Below are 15,377 nucleotides of genomic sequence, written 5' to 3'. Positions count from 1 at the left end.
TGGGCTTACTTCGTGTTCGCGTTCGCGGCGGCAACGGCCGTCATGTTGATGATCCGGCGCACGGTCGCGGCCGGCGTCAGGATGTGGACCGGCTTCGCCGCGCCGAGCAGGAACGGGCCGACCGTCACGCCTTCGCCGCCGACCATCTTCAGCAGGTTGTACGCGATGTTCGCGGCTTCGACGTTCGGCATGATCAGCAGGTTCGCTTCGCCCGACAGCGTCGTGCCCGGGAACGCCTGCTTGCGGATCATTTCCGACAGCGCGGCGTCGCCGTGCATTTCGCCGTCGACTTCGAGGTTCGGCGCACGTTCGACGATCAGCTTGCGGGCCTCGGCCATCCGGCGCGACGACGCCGACGGCGCGCTGCCGAAGTTCGAGTTCGACAGCAGCGCGGCCTTCGGCGCGATGCCGAAGCGCTCGATCTCGGCCGCGGCCTGGATCGTCATGTCGGCGAGCTGGTCGGCGCTCGGCTGCTCGTTCACGTACGTGTCGCACAGGAACAGGTTGCGGCCCGGCAGCATCAGCAGGTTCATCGCGGCGAAGTGCTCGGCGCCCTTCGCGCGGCCCAGCACCTGCTCGATGAACTTCAGGTGGCTGTGGAACGTGTCGATCATCCCGCAGATCATCCCGTCCGCATCGCCCAGGTGCACCAGCATCGCGCCGATCAGCGTGTTGAACTTGCGCATCGCGGCCTTCGCGACTTCCGGCGTCACGCCGTCGCGCGCGCCGATCTCCTGATACGCCTGCCAATAGCGGTGGTAGCGCGCATCGTCTTCCGGATCGACGATTTCGAAATCGGTGCCGGCCTTCAGCTTCGAACCGATCTTCGCGAGACGCATGTCGACGACCGACGGACGGCCGATGATGATCGGCTTCGCGATCTTTTCCAGCAGCACGAACTGCGCGGCACGCAGCACGCGCTCGTCCTCGCCCTCGGCGAACACGATGCGGGCTTCCTTCTGCTTCGCGGTCGCGAACACCGGGCGCATCACCATGCCGGTGCGGTAGACGGTCGCGCCGAGCTGCTCGCGGTAGGCGTCCATGTCCTGGATCGGGCGCGTGGCGACACCCGAATCCATCGCGGCCTGCGCGACGGCCGGCGCGATCTTGATGATCAGGCGCGGATCGAACGGCTTCGGAATCAGGTATTCCGGGCCGAATTCGAGCGAATGGCCTTCATACGCCTTCGCGACTTCCTCGCTCTGGTCGGTTTCCTCGGCCAGCTCGGCGATCGCGCGCACGCACGCGAGCTTCATTTCTTCGGTGATCGTCGTCGCGCCGACGTCGAGCGCGCCGCGGAAGATGAACGGGAAGCACAGCACGTTGTTGACCTGGTTCGGGTAGTCCGAACGGCCGGTCGCGACGATCGCGTCCGGGCGCACGGCCTTCGCGTCTTCCGGGCGGATTTCCGGTTCCGGGTTCGCGAGCGCCAGGATCAGCGGGCGATCGCCCATCGTCTTGACCATGTCCTGCTTCAGCACGCCCGCGCTTGAGCAGCCGAGGAACACGTCCGCGCCGACGATCGCGTCGGCGAGCGTGCGCGCGTCGGTGTTCGCCGCATAGCGCTGCTTCGACGGATCGAGGTTGCCGCGCCCTTCGTGGATCACGCCCTTCGAATCGGCGACGAGGATGTTCGACTTCGTGAGGCCGAGGTTCACCAGCAGGTCCAGACACGCGATCGCCGCGGCGCCCGCGCCCGAGCACACGAGCTTCACTTCCGACAGCTTCTTGCCGACGACCTTCAGGCCGTTCAGGATCGCGGCCGACGCGATGATCGCGGTGCCGTGCTGGTCGTCGTGGAAGACGGGGATCTTCATGCGCTCGCGCAGCTTCTGCTCGATGTAGAAGCATTCCGGCGCCTTGATGTCCTCGAGGTTGATGCCGCCGAGCGTCGGCTCGAGCATCGCGATCGCCTCGACGAGCTTGTCGGGGTCGGACTCCGACAGTTCGATGTCGAACACGTCGATGCCCGCGAATTTCTTGAAGAGGCAGCCCTTGCCTTCCATCACCGGCTTCGCGGCGAGCGGGCCGATGTTGCCGAGACCGAGCACGGCCGTGCCGTTCGTGATGACGCCGACGAGGTTGCCGCGCGACGTGTACTTCTGCGCGTCGAGCGGATCGGCGTGGATCGCCTCGCACGCGGCGGCGACGCCCGGCGAATACGCGAGCGACAGATCGAGCTGGTTCGACAGCGGCTTGGTCGGGGTGACCGAAATCTTGCCGGGTTTCGGGTTCAGGTGATAAGCGAGAGCGGCCTGCTTCAGTTGTTCGTCCATGATTGACCTGCGAGAGACATGCGAAATTGTGACGATTCAGTACACAGCACCTTCGGCCGCGTCTGCTTGAATCGAGGGGATGGTCGACTGCGAGACGGCCCGCGACGCGCCGGATCGGCGCGCCATCGAACCTTGGCGGATGGCAAGAGGAAAGTACAAAGTACTGAACGATTTCCAAGGGTCGCCTAGTGTACACCCCCTAAATGACCTCTGTTGGTGCACCGCCGCATCCCCGGCATCAGCACCGGGACGGTCGTGCTCCATTTGTTTCGCCGGTGGTGAGCGACATCGCGAACCCGCGCGAATTCCGCCGAAAACCGACCTGAATCGGGTAAAATAGCCGGCTACGCGCGCAGCGATGCGATCGGTCCGCCGATCGCGCCCCGGCCCCCCGGGCGGGTTCCCTTGCTGCGCCACCGGGCCCGCGCCCGCTCCTCGCTCATCACCCAAGGAATGCCCATGACAGGCTACGATCGTCAGTCGATCTCGGATACGACCGCCAAAATCCTGCTCGAAGTGCAGGCGGTGCACTTCAATGCCGAAAAACCGTTCATCTTCACGTCCGGCTGGGCAAGCCCCGTCTACATCGACTGCCGCAAGCTGATCTCGTATCCGCGCGTGCGCCGTGCGCTGATGGAAATGGCGGAAACGACGATCACGCGCGACATCGGCTTCGAGCAGATCGACGCGGTGGCGGGCGGCGAGACGGCCGGCATCCCGTTCGCGGCCTGGATCGCGGACCGGATGATGGTGCCGATGCAGTACGTGCGCAAAAAGCCGAAGGGTTTCGGCCGCAATGCGCAGATCGAAGGCCATCTCGAGGAGGGCTCGCGCGTGCTGCTGGTGGAAGACCTGACGACCGACAGCCGCAGCAAGATCAACTTCGTCAACGCGCTGCGCACCGCCGGCGCGACGGTGAACCACTGCTTCGTGCTGTTCCACTACGACATCTTCAAGGAAAGCGTGTCGGTCCTGAAGGACATCGACGTCGACCTGCACGCGCTCGCCACGTGGTGGGACGTGCTGCGCGTCGCGAAGGCCTCGGGCTACTTCGAGACGAAGACGCTCGACGAAGTCGAGAAATTCCTGCACGCACCGGCCGAGTGGTCGGCCGCGCACGGCGGCGCGACGGCGCCGAAGGAATGACGCCACGCCGGCATGCGTGCCGGCGCACTGGCCGAGACAGCCGCCTGCTTCATCGCAGGCGGTTTTTTTTCGTCCGTCGGCCGGCGCGCTGACCGACCGCAATCGCGCTCGCCGGCGTGCGTCGCTCATCGAACCCTAATGCTAGACTTGATCCATCGCCGCCATCGGCGGCGCGGGCAACACACAACGCCAACAATGCCGGGAGCCTCGGCCCGGCCCACGTGACGGGAGAAGCGCCATATGCGTGTGGATCGCCGGATCACTCCGCCTGCGCCATCGGGTCGCCCGTCTCCGCTCCGCCTCCCCGCCCTCCTGTACGCCGCCGTTTTCGCGGTGCTGCCCGCGCATGCGGAAGGCCCGTTCACCGTGACGAGCGACGACCTGACGCCCGGCGCCCGCGTGCGGGCCGCGAACGTGTTCGACCGCGGCGACTGCAAGGGCGCGAACCGCTCGCCGCAACTCGCGTGGCACAACCCGCCGCCCGGCACGCGCGGCTACGCGGTCACGATCTTCGATCCCGACGCGCCTGGGCACGGCTGGTGGCACTGGGCCGTCGCGGGCATCCCCGCGACCGTCACGAGCCTGCCGGCCGACGCGAGCGCATCCGGCTTCCTGCGCCGCATCGGCGCGAGCGAGGCGCGCAACGATTTCGGGATCGACGGCTACGGCGGCCCGTGCCCGCCGCCCGGCAAGCCGCATCGCTACGTGATCACCGTCTACGCGCTGAAAGGCACCGACCTGCGCATCTCGCAGGGCCGCCCCGCGCCGATGTTCGAACACGAGATCGGCACGCTCGCGATCGGCGCCGCGCAACTCACGGTCACTTACGGACAGTAGGCACTCGCGCGCCTCCGCCCGTCGCGCGGCACGATTGCCCGCGCCGGCGAATTTCAGTGCGCGGCGTGCGCGCTTTTTCCCGTCATTTCGGCTTGCTAGACTCGGCAGCACCGGTCGCGGCGCCCCGCCGCGCATCCGTCGCGCCGACCGAGTGCGGCGCGCGACGCGGCGAGCCTGCGGTCCGCCGTTCCCATCCCTTTCCGGAGAACGCTTCATGTCGAACATCGTCATCGTCTATCACAGCGGCTACGGTCACACGCAGAAACTGGCCGAGGCCGTGCACGCGGGTGCGCAGGATGCCGGCGCCACCGCACGCCTCATCGCCGTCGGCGAACTCGACGACGCGGGCTGGGCCGCGCTCGACGCGGCGGACGCGATCGTCTTCGGCGCGCCGACCTACATGGGCGGCCCGTCCGCGCAGTTCAAGCAGTTCGCCGATGCCACGTCGAAACCGTGGTTTACGCAGAAATGGAAGGACAAGATCGCCGCGGGTTTCACGAATTCGGCGACGATGAACGGCGACAAGTTCTCGACGATTCAGTATTTCGTCACGCTGGCGATGCAACATGGGATGGTGTGGGTCGGCACGGGCATGATGCCGGCCAACTCGAAGGCGGCCACGCGCAACGACATCAACTACGTCGGCGGCTTCACGGGCCTGCTCGCGCAGTCGCCGGCGGACGCGACGCCCGACGAGGGCCCGCTGCCCGGCGACCTCGACACCGCGAAAGCGTTCGGCCGGCGCGTCGCCGACGCGACGGCGCGCTGGGTGGCCGGCGGCCGCTGAGCGCGCCCGGGCGCCGCCGCCGTTCGCGCGGCGACGCGGCGCGGGCCGCGTCGAAGGGACACAAGACGGCCCGCGGGCCGTCTTTTTTCGCCCCGTGCGGTGCAGTGCCGCCGGATGACGTCTTAAAATGGCGGTTTCAGGGCGCCGCGGCTCCCGTTTCATTCAGTGAGAGCGAAATGAGCACCAAAGTTTTTGTCGACGGCCAGGAAGGCACGACCGGCCTCAAGATCTTCGAATACCTGTCGGCACGCAGCGACATCGAGATCCTGCGCATCGATGAAGCGAAGCGCAAGGACGTCGACGAGCGCCGCCGCCTGATCAACGCGTCGGACGTCACGTTCCTGTGCCTGCCGGATGTCGCGTCGCGCGAATCCGCATCGCTCGTCGAGAATCCGAACACCACGCTGATCGACGCGAGCACCGCGTTCCGCACCCACGCCGACTGGGCCTACGGCCTGCCCGAACTGACCCGCGCGCAGCGCGAGAAGATTCGCACGTCGAAGCGCATCGCGGTGCCCGGCTGCCACGCATCGGCGTTCGTGCTCGCGATGCGTCCGCTCGTCGATGCGGGCATCGTCGCGCCGACGTTCGCCGCGCACAGCTACTCGATCACCGGCTACAGCGGCGGCGGCAAGTCGATGATCGCCGAATACGAAAGCGCCGCGCCGGGCGGCAAGCTCGCGAGCCCGCGCCCGTACGCGCTCGGCCTCGCTCACAAGCACCTGCCGGAAATGGCCGCGCATACCGGCCTCGCGAACGCGCCGATCTTCACGCCGATCGTCGGCCCCTTCCTGAAGGGCCTCGCGGTGACGACCTACTTCACGCCCGAGCAGCTCGCGAAGCGCGCGACGCCGCAGGACGTGCAGCGCGTGTTCGCCGAGTACTACGCGGACGAAGCGTTCGTGCGCGTCGCACCGTTCGACGCGGAGGCGAACCTCGACAGCGGCTTCTTCGACGTGCAGGCGAACAACGACACGAACCGCGTCGACCTGTTCGTGTTCGGCAACGCGGAGCGCTTCGTCACGGTCGCGCGCCTCGACAACCTCGGCAAGGGCGCATCGGGCGCCGCGATCCAGTGCATGAACCTCAACATCGGCGCGGCCGAGGACGCGGGCCTCAAACGCTGATTCAGCATCGCACGCGACGCAAAGCCGGCCACTGGCCGGCTTTTTATTTACTCGTATCAGGCAATATACAAAAACACCGGGCCGCGCATTTACAAATATTTACAAGCTTTCCATTGCGCGATTACCAGTGAATTAAACCAGCCTGCCTCCTTATCCAGTCAATCCCGAATAGGGATAAACCGGATACCGTCGATTTAAACGCTGCCGTTATACGCAGGAAGGCGCTGCGAGAGCGCGCCGGGCGTCGCGCATCCCCCTCCGCGGCAGCTTTCGACAGCCCGTCTCGCGTTTAAATTCTTACCAATTGCCATATCGGGCAAGGATTCAAATCGCAGATCCCGTTTCAATCGCCTTTTTTAGACGGGTTCATCAATTGACAGCAAAAATCCAGGCGGCGACATTAGCTCGCACAATTAAACGATTGGAGACAGCGGCATGTCGCACGCCTTATCGAAGGGGGTGGCAACGGCCTTTGCCATTGCCCCTTTCCTGGTTGCATGTGGTGGGGGGGACTCCGGTGGCGCGCTCGCGCCGATCAATGCCCCCCAATGTTCCGGCTCGAGCTGCGGCACGCAAGGGCCGCCGCCTTCGCAGCCCATCAACGGCGCACTCTGCCCGGCCAACGCGGATATCGTGAAGAGCACGTATCTCGGCGGCGCAGGGAGCGGCGAGATCGTCAGCGTCAACATCGACGCGGTCGCGATGACGTACACGCTCACGTGGCTCGAATCGCCGATTCCGCTGAAGACGGGCACCGTCACGCCGAGCCGCGTCGGCACGACCATCACCGGCAAGGTCGTCCACCCGCCGACCGGCACGCTGCCGACCGCCGAGCAGACGCGCTGCGCGTTCGTCCTCACGCCGGGCACCGGCCCCGCGCCGGACGGCTCGACCTACTCGACGGCCGCCGACTTCAACCAGGCGAACCCGCCGATGCTGCTGGTCGGCATGGGCGTGGCGGGCGGCGGCATTCCCGGCGCGACGATCCAGTACGACGGGCTGACGATCATCCCGGGCGTCGTGCAGAACGTCGGCCAGGTGCCGAACCGTCACTTCGACTTCTATCCGTTCCTCGGCTTCGCGAACACGACGACCGACCTCTCGAAACTGCCGGGCACGTACAACGCGCTGCTCTACCACCTCGTGCCGTCGGGCAACTACGCGACGAAGGGCTCGAATTCGAGCGAGACGTTCGATGCGAACGGCGCGTGCACGTCGAGCGGTTCGGGCGGCTGCCAGACGACCGGCGATCCGTGGAAGACGAGCGCGAAGGGTGGCTACTTCGACAGCACGAAGGCGCCGCAGACGCTGCCGCAGACGCAACTGCCGATCGTCGGCGCGACCGGCAAGTCGGCGACTGCGCACATGGTGATCGGCCAGCTCAACGGCGCGACGGTGCCGGTGATCGTGCGCACGGGCAACGTGAACCTCGGCACGCCGCCGCTGCACCTCGACGCGCAGGTCGACGACGAATCGGGCATCGCGGTGCTCGGCGCGGCGACGGCGATCACGTCGGGCGCGATCGACGGCGGCTACGCGGGCGCGGACTCGAACTTCAAGTACACGGCCGCGCTGATCCGCGGCAGTAACGCGTCGTTCATCAACCCGTCCACGCAGGCCGAGGAAGACGGCTTCACGCTCGACTACGGTCAGACGACGCCGGGCCTGCTGAACGCGACGACGACACCGAAGCCGCCGCCCGGCACGAACTACCCGTCCGCATCGGGCGTCGTGATCGCGACGGGCGGGCTGTACGCGGCGCTGATCCAGGGCACGGTGAATGGCGGCGTCACGTCGACGTCGGCGAATTCGACGACATCGTCGACCCCGTACTTCGGCGTGGGCGCGCAGATCAGCAAGTAGCGATCGAGGGCGCGGCGGCCGGCCCGCCGCCGCGCGACGCAGGGAAGGCACGAAGGCGCTCGGCTCGGCGCCGGCAGGACGAGCACACGACAGAAGCGGCCGACAGGGAGCTGGCCGCCGCACAAGACAAATCTGGAGGAGCAACATGAAGCGCAACCTCATTCTGGCGGCGGCCCTTGCCGCCCCCCTTCTTTCCGCATGCGGCGGCGGCAGCGACAATCCGCCGCCGCTCGTCGAGGATCGGCTCTGCCCTGCCACGCTCGACTACAACACCGTGTTTACGGGCGGCGCGGGCAGCGGCGAACTCGCGAAGGTCCAGCTCGACACGACCAAGATGACCTGGCAGGTCACCTATGTCGAATCGGCGGTGCCGCAAAAGACCGGCACCGTCGTGCCGACCCGCGCGGGCACCGTCGACAGCGGCACGCTCACGCAGGAAACGCTGCTGCCGACCAACAAGCTGAACCAGTGCGCGTTCCGCCTGAACGGCGCGAGCCTCGATGCGTCGCGTCCGGCGCGCATCTTCGTCGGCTTCGGCGTCGCGGGCGGCACGATTCCCGGCAAGGAGATCCAGTTCGACGGCGTGCTCGGCCAGGCCGCGGTGCCCGACACGAAATTCCCGTACTACCCGTTCATCGGCTTCTCGTCGATCGAAACCGACATCACGAAGGTCGCGGGCACGTACAGCCACATCGGCTTCGGCGAAGTGCCGTCGCAGAAATTCGCGCCGGCATCGATCGACGCGAAGGTGACGATCAACGCGGACGGCACGTGGACCAAGTGCGACACGACCGGCCAGTTCGCGGGCGGCGCGTGCGCGCAGCAGGGCACGAACTTCGTGCAGTCGGCCGACGGCAGCGGCGCGTTCCAGTCGAACAACTACGCGAGCCAGTTGAAGCCGACGCTGTCGGCCACGCCGCAGGGCAAGGGCTTCATGATCGTCGGCAAGCTGCGCAACCAGCTCGTGCCGATCCTCGTGCGCACGGGGGTCGCGAACCCGAACCCGACGCCCGACAGCAACGGCGTGCCGGGCCTGACCGCCGACGACGAATCGAGCATCTCGATCCTCGCGCCGCAGACGGCCGTGGCGGCCGGCTCGCAGAACGGCGAGTACATCGGCGTCGACAGCCAGTTCGATTACCGCACCACCGCGCTGATCGACAAGCAGGCCACGCTGCTCGACCCGTTCCAGCCGTCGCAGGCGTCGCTCGCGACCGCGCTCGACCTCGACTACACGCAGAAGGTGCCGGGCACGGTCACGACGATCCACACGGGTTCGGGCAGCACGTCGCCGACCGGCAAGTTCATCTTCACGGGTGGCGTGTTCGGTTTCCTCGACAACGCGGGATCGACGCCGTATTTCACGATCGGCGCATTCGTCCAGTAAGCGGAGGGAGAAGCCGTGATGAAGAAAACCCTTCTCTGCGCGGCGGCGGCCGCCGTCGCGCCGCTCGCGGCGCACGCGCAGAGCGCCGGCAGCAACGTCGTCACGCTGGGCTGGTTCCACATCATGCCGCAGCAGAGCAGCACGCCGATGACGACCAACGTCGCGCCGACGCCGATCAACACGCCGCTGCGGCTGCCGCCGTCGTTCACGTCGCCGGGCACGGGGCTGCACACGAGCGGCGCCGACACCGTCGGCCTGACGGTCAGCCACTTCCTGACCGACCACATCGCGGTCACGTCGGTGGCGGGCGTGCCGCCGGTGTTCAAGGTGTCGGGTCAGGGGACGATCAAGCCGCCCGGCCCCGCCGGCGCACTCGGCACGCAGAACATCGGGCTGGGATCGGTCAACCCGATCGTGAAGAGTGTGCGGCAGTGGAGCCCGGCGGTGATCCTGCAGTACTACTTCGGGCAGGCCACCGCGAAGTTCCGGCCGTTCCTCGGCCTCGGCGTGTCGTACAACTGGTTCAGCGACCTGCAGCTCAACACGAACTTCATCAAGCAGACGCAGGACAACCTCGGTGCGATCCTCGCGGCGGGCGCGGGCAAGCCGGGGACGACGTCGGTGGAAGCGAAGGCGTCGTCGTCGTGGCAGCCGGTGTTCAACGCGGGCCTGCAGTACAACCTGACCGAACACTTCGGGCTGGTCGCGTCGGTGACCTACATCCCGCTGAAGACGACGTCGACGGTGACGATCAAGGCGGCCGACGGCTCGGTGCTCGCCGAATCGAAATCGGACCTGAAGGCGGACCCGATCATCAGCTACGTCGGGATGACCTACAAGTTCTGAGCGCGGCGAGGGCCGGCAAATGGAGCGCCGCGACACAATCGCAGGCAAAAAAAAGCCCGCCTAAGTGGCGGGCTGAATCCATATCAGAGGAGACATGGAGGAGACAGGTGCAACTATAGCGAATCGGTTTCCGCAATGCAACATTTCCGTAGAGAAAATAAGGATTTTCCCTCGAACGCGGCCTCTAGTTCGCCGTTACGGCACCTGACCCCCTCTCGTTCTCCCGTTCGAGGACCTCGCCCAGCGCGTCGCGCAACAGCGCGACCGGCCGCACCAGCCGGCCCGGCAACGTGCCGTGCACGATCCACACGTTGATCGCCGTTTCCAGCCCCGTCGTTTCCACCACCCTCAGCGCATCGCGATGCGCGCTACGCGCCAGCGCGTTCGGCGCAGCGATCCCGATGCCGGCGCCGCGCGCGACGAGCGACAACTGCAACTCCGAGCCGAATGCCTCGACCGCGACGTCGAACGGCAGCCCGGCCGCGCCGAGCGCCCGGCTCAGCGCCGAACGCATCCCGCAGCCGTCCTGGCTCAGCACCCACGGAAAACCCGACAGCGTGTCGAGCGACAGCGGGCCCGCCGGCAGCGGGAAATCGCGCGCGGCGACGAGCACCGTCGGCTGCGTGGCGATGAGCGTCGCCGTCAACGCGTCCGGTAGCGCCGCGCTCGCCGGCACCATCACGGTGGCGACGTCGAGCGCGCCGCGCTCGATGCCCTGCACCAGCGCGGGCGACCAGCCGGCCGTCACGCGCAGCGTGAGGCGCGGGAACGCGTCGCGCAGCCGATCGATCGGCCGCTCCAGCGCGAGTTCGGACAGAAACGGCGGCACGCCGATGCGCAGTTCGCCCGACGGCTCGCCGTCCGGCGCGCCCGCCGCCATCAGCTCGTCGACCGCGCCGAGCACGTTGCGCGCGAGCGCGTAGACGTCGCGCCCGGCCGCGGTCGGCTTCAGCGGCTTGCTCTGCCGTTCGAGCAGCGGCACGCCGAGCAGCGATTCGAGGTTCTGCACGCGCCGCGTCAGGCCCGGCTGCGTCAGATGAAGCTTCGCGGCCGCGGCAACCATCGACCCGCTGTCGACGACCGCGACGAACGCCTGGAGATCACGCGTATTCAAAACAAACTCGCATAATCGTGTTAGACATATTTCAATTGTCGCATAAACATCGGACACCTACGATGGGAATTCCTTCGACCTCCCCGTCAGGCTTCCGATGAACTGCCCTGCCAACCGTTGCCCCGCCCCCGTTTCCTCGTCCGTCGCCGCGCCGCCCGCGCTGAGCGCGGGCATGACGCTGTTCTTCGCCGCGACGGTCGGCGTGATCGTGATGGATCTGTTCGCCGCGCAACCGCTGACCGGCCCGATCAGCGCGGACCTGCACCTGCCGCCCGGCCTCGCCGGGCTCGTCGCGATGCTGCCGCAACTCGGCTACGCGGCCGGGCTCGCGCTACTCGTGCCGCTGGTCGACCTGCTCGAGAACCGCCGCCTGATCGTCGCGACGCTCGCCGTCTGCGCGGCAGCGCTCGCGCTGCCCGCCTTCACGCGCTCGGGCACCGTGTTCCTGCTCGCAACGCTCGCGGCCGGCGCCGCGTCGAGCGTGATCCAGATGCTCGTGCCGATGGCCGCGTCGATGGCGCCCGAAGCGCAGCGCGGCCGCGCGGTCGGCAACGTGATGAGCGGGCTGATGCTCGGGATCCTGCTGTCGCGGCCGCTCGCGAGCCTGATCGCGGGATCGGCCGGCTGGCGCGCGTTCTATCTGCTGGCCGCGCTCGCGAACGCGGCGATCGCCGTCGTGCTCGCGCTGCGCCTGCCGACGCGCACGCCGTCGATCACGGTCGGCTACCGCGCGTTGCTCGCATCGATGGGACGCCTGCTCGCCGACGAGCCGGTGCTGCGTCGGCATGCGCTGTCGGCCGCGCTCGCGATGGCCGCGTTCAGCGCATTCTGGACCGCCGTCGGGCTGCGGCTCGCGCAGCCGCCGTTCGCGCTCGACCTGCATGGGATCGCGCTGTTCGCGTTCGCCGGCGCCAGCGGCGCGATCGTCACGCCGCTCGCCGGCCGCGCGGGCGACCGCGGTCACGGCCCGGCCGCGCAGCGGCTCGCGCACGGCACGATGCTCGCGGCGCTCGCCGTGCTCGGGATCGCCGGCGCCGGCTGGTTCGGCTTCGACGCGCATGCGCATCGCGGCGTCGCGCTCGCGCTGCTGGCCGGCGGTGCGGCGCTGCTCGATGCGGGCGTCATCGTCGACCAGACGATCGGCCGTCGCGCGATCAACCTGCTGAACCCGGCCGCGCGCGGACGCCTGAACGGGCTGTTCGTCGGGCTGTTCTTCGTCGGCGGCGCGCTCGGCGCGGCGCTCGCGGGCAGCGCATGGGCATGGGGCGGATGGAGCGCGGTGTGCGGCGTCGGGTTCGCGTTCGCCGGCGCGACGGCCGTGTTCGGGCTGACGGCCGGACGCGGCGCCGGCGCGGTGGCGCTGAATCGCCCGCGTGCGTGAGCGGGCAGCGGTGCGACGCGGCGCCCGAAAACCGAACGCCCCGCCCTCTTGCGAGGGACGGGGCGTTCGGTACGCCGGTGCCGGCCGGGAATCAGTGACGAACCAGCGCCATCATCGCGCCGAAGCCGACGAACAGCCCGCCCGTCAGCCGGTTGAACACCTTCGCGACGCTCTGGCTCTTCAGCGTGGCGCCGATGCGCGTGCCGAACGCCGCGTAGACGAGATACCAGCTCACTTCGATCACCGCGAACGTGACGACGAGGATGCCGAACTGCGGCAGCGTAGGCTCGGCCGCGTTGATGAACTGCGGCAGCAGCGCGGCCGCGAACAGGATCGCCTTCGGGTTGCTGCCCGCGACCAGGAAGCCGTTGCGGAACAGCGCCACGCGCGATGCCGACGCCCCTTGCGACACGGCATCGGCGTCGGCCGCCGGCGCGTCGTCCACGCGCGCGCGCCACGCCTTCACGCCGAGATAGACCAGGTAGGCCGCGCCCGCGAAGCGCAACGCATTGAACATCGCCGGCCATGCCTCGAGCACCGCGCCGAGCCCCGCCGCGGATACCGCGAGCATCAGCACCAGCGCGCTCAGGCAGCCGACCATCGTCGCGGACGCGCGCCGCAGCCCGTGCCGCGCGCCGTGCGTCATCACGAGCAGCATGTTCGGGCCCGGAATCGCCGACACGACGAACACCGTCGCCACGAAAAGCCACCACGTATGCAAGTTCATGAGCTGCCTCTGCCTGGAATGATGTAAGGGAAAACGGACTGCCGATTATGCCGTGCGCATGGCGCTTCTGTCGCGTGTCAGCGGCCGGCGCGGCGCAGCGCGGTCTCGCCGAGCACCGCGAAATCCTGGTCGCCGCCGCCGTGCGCGAGCGCGTCGAGCAGGCTGTCGCGCACGACGCTCGCCACCGGCAGCGGCACCGACGTCGCGTCGCCGGCCTCCAGCGCGAGCCGGACGTCCTTCAGCCCGAGCCGCGCCTTGAAACGCGCGGGCTCGTAGCGCCGCTCCGCGATCATCGCGCCGTAGCCTTCGTAGACGGGCCCCGGGAACACGCTGCTGGTGATCACGTCGAGGAAATCGCGCATCGCGACGCCGTGCGCGCCCAGCAGCGCGGACGCCTCGCCGAGCGTCTCGATCGCCGACGCGAGCGTGAAATTCGCGGCGATCTTCGCGACGTTCGCGTGCTGCGGCAGCGAACCGAAGCGCCAGGTCTTCTGACCGATCGCGTCGAACAGCGGCTGCACGCGGTCGATCGCCTCGGCCGGGCCGCCCGCCATGATCGTCAGGCGCGCGGCGGCCGCGACGTCGGGCCGCCCCATCACCGGCGCGGCGACGTAGTCGATGCCGCGCGACGCATGCGCGTGCGCGAGCGACTCGGCGAGCGCGACCGACACCGTCGCCATGTTCACGTGGATCAGCCCGCGCGGCGCCTGGGCCAGCAGCGCGTCGTCGAATACCGCGCGCGCGGCCGTATCGTCGCCGAGCATCGAGAACACGGCGTCGCCGCGAAACGCGTCGGCCGGCGTGTCGACGACACGCGCGCCGAATGCGGCCAGCGGCTCGGCCCGTTCGCGCGACCGGTTCCAGACCCGCACCGTGTGGCCCGCCTTCAGCAGGTTCGTCGCGATCGCCTGCCCCATTTCGCCCAGCCCGATAAACCCGAGATCCATGTCCCGCTCCTTCGCTCCGTGAAGCCGCGAGTTAAACACAGATGCCGGCGCTTTGCAGCGCCTGCCGCCGGCCGGGCGCGGTGCGATACTGCACGGATGGCGACCGCGACCTTCCGCTTTCACGGCGAACTGAACGCCTTTCTCGCGCGCCCGCAGCGCGACCGGGCGTTCGCGCACGCGTACGCCCGCGATGCGACGGTGAAGCATGCGATCGAGGCGCTCGGCGTCCCGCATACCGAAATCGGCCGGCTGTGCGTGAACGACGCGCCGGCCGCGCTCGACCGGCCGCTCGGCGACGGCGACCGCGTCGAGGTCTTTCCCGAGCGCGCACGGCCGGCGGTCAACGGCGCGGCCGCGCGGCAACCGGCGTCATGGCGCTTCGTGGCCGACGCGCATCTCGGCGGCCTCGCGCAACTGCTGCGCCTCGCCGGCTTCGACACCTGCTACGACAACCACTACCGCGACGACGAACTCGCGGCGCTCGCCGAGCGCGAGAACCGGATCGTGCTGACGCGCGACCGCGAGCTGCTCAAGCGGCGCGCGGTCGTGCGCGGCTGCTATCTCCATGCGCTGCAGCCGGCCGACCAGTTGCGCGAACTGTTCGAGCGGCTCGATCTCGCGCCGCACATGCGGCCGTTCCGGCTGTGCCTGCGCTGCAACGCGCCGCTGCATCCGCTCGACGCGGCGGCCGCGGCGCCGCGCGTGCCGGCCGGCATCCGGCAGCGGCACCGGCGCTTCGCCGCGTGCGACGTGTGCCGGCGTGTGTTCTGGGAAGGCTCGCACTGGCGGCGCATGCGCGCGGTGGTCGACGCGATGCGCATGCCGCCGCCCGCCCGGCTCGACGAACCCGCCGAACCCGGCGCCTGAAAAAACGAAACCCCGCATGCCGGAGCATGCGGGGTTGGCAAACCGGTGACCGGCAACGCCGGTCGTGGGGCG

13 protein-coding genes are annotated in these 15,377 nt (G+C 68.5%); 9 read left to right on the top strand and 4 right to left on the bottom strand.

From position 1 onward, the window contains the following. Nucleotides 1-5: 5 nt before the first annotated feature. Entirely contained in the window at nt 6-2,276 is a 2,271-nt protein-coding gene (locus WT53_RS02620) for an NADP-dependent malic enzyme (protein WP_034209532.1), read from the bottom strand. Nucleotides 2,277-2,735: 459 nt separating this feature from the next. On the opposite strand from WT53_RS02620, the gene WT53_RS02615 reads away from it, so the two are divergent. From WT53_RS02615 to WT53_RS02585, 7 genes are all read left to right on the top strand, one after another. Further along, on the top strand, nt 2,736-3,422 hold the full coding sequence (locus WT53_RS02615) for an orotate phosphoribosyltransferase (RefSeq protein ID WP_011546659.1): 687 nt from the start codon (nt 2,736-2,738) through the stop codon (nt 3,420-3,422). A 240-nt stretch (nt 3,423-3,662) separates the two neighbouring features. Next, on the top strand, nt 3,663-4,259 hold the full coding sequence (locus WT53_RS02610) for a YbhB/YbcL family Raf kinase inhibitor-like protein (protein ID WP_034209533.1): 597 nt from the start codon (nt 3,663-3,665) through the stop codon (nt 4,257-4,259). A 214-nt stretch (nt 4,260-4,473) separates the two neighbouring features. After that, nucleotides 4,474-5,046, top strand: a complete 573-nt coding sequence (locus WT53_RS02605; protein WP_027783284.1) for a flavodoxin family protein — start codon at nt 4,474-4,476, stop codon at nt 5,044-5,046. Nucleotides 5,047-5,222: 176 nt separating this feature from the next. Then, nucleotides 5,223-6,173 carry an N-acetyl-gamma-glutamyl-phosphate reductase gene (argC, locus tag WT53_RS02600; protein WP_034209534.1) on the top strand — a complete coding sequence of 317 codons (951 nt, stop codon included), beginning with the start codon at nt 5,223-5,225 and terminating at the stop codon, nt 6,171-6,173. A gap of 435 nt (nt 6,174-6,608) precedes the next feature. Next, nucleotides 6,609-8,036: a DUF2957 domain-containing protein gene (locus WT53_RS02595; protein ID WP_059780354.1), complete on the top strand. Its 1,428-nt coding sequence runs from the start codon at nt 6,609-6,611 to the stop codon at nt 8,034-8,036. 145 nt (nt 8,037-8,181) lie between these two features. Continuing rightward, a complete protein-coding gene (locus WT53_RS02590) occupies nt 8,182-9,423 on the top strand; it encodes a DUF2957 domain-containing protein (protein WP_060258351.1) in 1,242 nt (413 codons plus the stop codon). 18 nt (nt 9,424-9,441) lie between these two features. Further along, nucleotides 9,442-10,269: an OmpW family protein gene (locus tag WT53_RS02585; RefSeq protein WP_034209850.1), complete on the top strand. Its 828-nt coding sequence runs from the start codon at nt 9,442-9,444 to the stop codon at nt 10,267-10,269. A gap of 184 nt (nt 10,270-10,453) precedes the next feature. Here WT53_RS02585 and WT53_RS02580 read toward each other — a convergent pair whose 3' ends face one another. After that, nucleotides 10,454-11,383: a LysR family transcriptional regulator gene (locus WT53_RS02580; RefSeq protein WP_060258349.1), complete on the bottom strand. Its 930-nt coding sequence runs from the start codon at nt 11,381-11,383 to the stop codon at nt 10,454-10,456. Between the two features lie 97 nt (nt 11,384-11,480). Here WT53_RS02580 and WT53_RS02575 point away from each other — a divergent pair, with 97 nt between their 5' ends. Beyond that, a complete protein-coding gene (locus WT53_RS02575; RefSeq protein WP_060258346.1) occupies nt 11,481-12,764 on the top strand; it encodes an MFS transporter in 1,284 nt (427 codons plus the stop codon). A gap of 91 nt (nt 12,765-12,855) precedes the next feature. On the opposite strand, the gene WT53_RS02570 is transcribed toward WT53_RS02575, so the two are convergent. After that, the gene (locus tag WT53_RS02570; RefSeq protein WP_060258343.1) at nt 12,856-13,491 is read right to left on the bottom strand and encodes a LysE family translocator; all 636 of its coding nucleotides are present in this window, start codon (nt 13,489-13,491) and stop codon (nt 12,856-12,858) included. A gap of 77 nt (nt 13,492-13,568) precedes the next feature. Further along, nucleotides 13,569-14,645, bottom strand: coding sequence for an NAD(P)-dependent oxidoreductase (locus WT53_RS02565; protein WP_257127810.1), 1,077 nt, complete (start codon nt 14,643-14,645; stop codon nt 13,569-13,571). Here WT53_RS02565 and WT53_RS02560 point away from each other — a divergent pair. Beyond that, entirely contained in the window at nt 14,535-15,305 is a 771-nt protein-coding gene (locus WT53_RS02560; RefSeq protein WP_060258340.1) for a Mut7-C RNAse domain-containing protein, read from the top strand. The two genes, WT53_RS02565 and WT53_RS02560, sit on opposite strands and share 111 nt — an antisense overlap. The last annotated feature ends 72 nt before the right edge of the window (nt 15,306-15,377 follow it).

This window comes from Burkholderia sp. MSMB2157WGS (assembly GCF_001532755.1).
In the GTDB taxonomy this organism is placed as follows: domain Bacteria; phylum Pseudomonadota; class Gammaproteobacteria; order Burkholderiales; family Burkholderiaceae; genus Burkholderia.
The sequence above is the reverse complement of the archived record's forward strand: the minus strand, read 5'-3'. Positions and strand labels throughout refer to the sequence as shown.

Excerpts from the sequence above, each read along its gene's own strand:
- WT53_RS02570 (WP_060258343.1), bottom strand. The coding sequence starts at position 13,491 with ATGAACTTGCATACGTGGTGGCTTTTCGTGGCGACGGTGTTCGTCGTG.
- WT53_RS02595 (WP_059780354.1), top strand. The coding sequence starts at position 6,609 with ATGTCGCACGCCTTATCGAAGGGGGTGGCAACGGCCTTTGCCATTGCC.
- WT53_RS02615 (WP_011546659.1), top strand. The coding sequence starts at position 2,736 with ATGACAGGCTACGATCGTCAGTCGATCTCGGATACGACCGCCAAAATC.
- WT53_RS02610 (WP_034209533.1), top strand. The coding sequence starts at position 3,663 with ATGCGTGTGGATCGCCGGATCACTCCGCCTGCGCCATCGGGTCGCCCG.
- WT53_RS02605 (WP_027783284.1), top strand. The coding sequence starts at position 4,474 with ATGTCGAACATCGTCATCGTCTATCACAGCGGCTACGGTCACACGCAG.
- WT53_RS02565 (WP_257127810.1), bottom strand. The coding sequence starts at position 14,645 with ATGCTTCACCGTCGCATCGCGGGCGTACGCGTGCGCGAACGCCCGGTC.
- WT53_RS02590 (WP_060258351.1), top strand. The coding sequence starts at position 8,182 with ATGAAGCGCAACCTCATTCTGGCGGCGGCCCTTGCCGCCCCCCTTCTT.
- WT53_RS02585 (WP_034209850.1), top strand. The coding sequence starts at position 9,442 with ATGAAGAAAACCCTTCTCTGCGCGGCGGCGGCCGCCGTCGCGCCGCTC.
- WT53_RS02560 (WP_060258340.1), top strand. The coding sequence starts at position 14,535 with ATGGCGACCGCGACCTTCCGCTTTCACGGCGAACTGAACGCCTTTCTC.
- WT53_RS02575 (WP_060258346.1), top strand. The coding sequence starts at position 11,481 with ATGAACTGCCCTGCCAACCGTTGCCCCGCCCCCGTTTCCTCGTCCGTC.
- WT53_RS02620 (WP_034209532.1), bottom strand. The coding sequence starts at position 2,276 with ATGGACGAACAACTGAAGCAGGCCGCTCTCGCTTATCACCTGAACCCG.
- argC (WP_034209534.1), top strand. The coding sequence starts at position 5,223 with ATGAGCACCAAAGTTTTTGTCGACGGCCAGGAAGGCACGACCGGCCTC.